Genomic DNA, 2,085 nt, shown 5'->3' on the forward strand with positions numbered 1-2,085 from the left:
ATCTGTCCGCCTAAACACAGCCGCACTTCACGCAGTGACTTACGTTATTCATCAACACATCTCTCACTCACGAGGTAAGGTCACGATGAATAACTTGCATTACAAAAGCTTGCTGGAAATTGGCCGCTTGATTCAGTCGGGCGAAATCTCTTCGGTGGAGGTCACACAAACCCTGCTGACGCGTATCGACACGCTCGATCGCGACTTACACAGCTACTTCTACGTGATGCGCGACAGTGCGCTGCAACAGGCGGCCGAAGCCGATGCCGAAATAGCCCAGGGCAAAATGCGCGGTCCACTGCACGGCGTGCCAATCGCACTGAAAGATCTGATCTGGACCAAAGACGCGCCCACCAGCCACGGCATGATCATCCACAAAGATCGTTACCCAACCGAAGACTCCACCGTGGTGGAACGCTTCCGCGCGGCAGGTGCGGTGATTCTCGGCAAGCTAACGCAAACCGAAAGCGCCTTCGCCGATCACCATCCCGACATCGCCCGCCCCAATAATCCGTGGGGCAGCGCGCTGTGGACCGGCGTCTCCTCCAGCGGATCCGGCGTCGCCACCGCCGCAGGTTTATGCTTCGGCTCAATTGGCACCGATACCGGTGGCTCGATTCGTTTTCCCTCCAACGCCAACGGCCTGACCGGTATTAAACCGACGTGGAGCCGCGTCACGCGGCACGGTGCCTGTGAACTGGCGGCATCACTTGACCATATCGGCCCGATGGCGCGTAACGCCGCCGATGCCGCCGCCATGTTGCAGGAGATTGCCGGTCGCGATGATAAAGATCCCACCTCCAGCAGCGAGCCGGTGCCGGATTATCTGGCGCTGATGACGCGCGGCATTAACAAGATGCGCATTGGCATAGATAAAAGCTGGGCGCTGGAGAAAGTCGACGAGGAGACGCGCGTCGCGCTGCAATCGGCGATCGCCACCTTGAGCTCGCTCGGCGCGACGCTGGTGGATATCACTTTGCCCGATACCGAAAAAGCCGCCGCCGAGTGGAGCGCACTCTGCGCCGTGGAAACCGCGCTGGCGCATAAAGAGACCTATCCGGCACAAAAAGATCAATACGGTCCGGGCCTGGCTGGCCTGCTGGATCTCGGTCACAGCGTCACCGCGCTGGAATATCAGCGCTTGCTGCTCAGCCGTGCGGCGCTGCGCGGCGATATCTCCGCGCTCTTTACTCAGGTTGATCTGATTCTGGCACCGGCCACCGCTTATGCCGGATTGACCTGGGACACCATGACCCGTTTTGGTACCGATCAGGCACTGTTTAACGGCGTACTGCGCTATACCAGTGCATTCGACGCCAGCGGACATCCCACCATCACCTTGCCGTGCGGTAAAACCGCCAGCGGCGCACCGATTGGCTTCCAGCTGGTCGCGGCACATTTCGCCGAAACCACCATGATTCAGGGCGCGTGGGCCTTCCAGCAGGTCACCGATTGGCACAAACAGCATCCTGCGTTGTAAATCCGCCGCCTTTACCGCCCCAACAAATTTGGGGCGGTCATTTCACCCGCTCATGGCCTGAAACTTGCTTTAACTCCCTGACTTCCGCCCTTTTTCGCCATGTTTAGGGGATGCCGATATGAAAGAGCTTTTCACCACCGACGATCTCGATAACCGCCATCGCTTCGATGCCTGGCGTGATGCGGTGTGTTCGCGTCTGATCAAAGCCGAAGCGCGCCAGATGCACTCCGGCACTTTTTCCGGCAGCTTTGCCTATTCGATGCTCGGTCACATGGATATTGCCAATCACGTTTCCCACACCGCGCTGATGTGGCAACGCACGCCGGAGTGCATCCGCCGCCATCCTAATCACGATTTCTATCTGGGCTACGTCTGCGCCGGCAGCGGCACGCTGCGGCAGAATGGCCATCAATCACGCGTCAGCGCCGGCGATGTGGTGATTTACGATGCTGCCACGCCGTTTGATTTTACGATGGAGAAGGTGGCGATCAATATCGTGCATCTGCCGCGCCACATTATGGAGAAGGAAGCGCCTGCCACCGCCAAACTGGCGGGCAAAACGCTGGATCTTACGCGCCCCGGCATGGCATCGCTCAAGCTGCTTT

The 2,085-nt window shown here is 58.9% G+C and carries 2 protein-coding genes; both read left to right on the plus strand.

Annotated elements, in window-relative coordinates; all coding sequences use genetic code 11:
• Positions 1–85: 85 nt before the first annotated feature.
• Complete coding sequence (locus RTY00_RS24095; protein WP_312666651.1) at positions 86–1,480, plus strand: amidase; 1,395 nt, start codon at positions 86–88, stop codon at positions 1,478–1,480.
• Between the two features lie 118 nt (positions 1,481–1,598).
• On the plus strand, positions 1,599–2,085 hold a 487-nt coding region (locus RTY00_RS24100), incomplete at its 3' end, for an AraC family ligand binding domain-containing protein (RefSeq protein WP_312666652.1).

This window comes from Pantoea sp. CTOTU49201, from assembly GCF_032054795.1.
Taxonomy (GTDB): Bacteria; Pseudomonadota; Gammaproteobacteria; order Enterobacterales; family Enterobacteriaceae; genus Pantoea; species Pantoea symbiotica.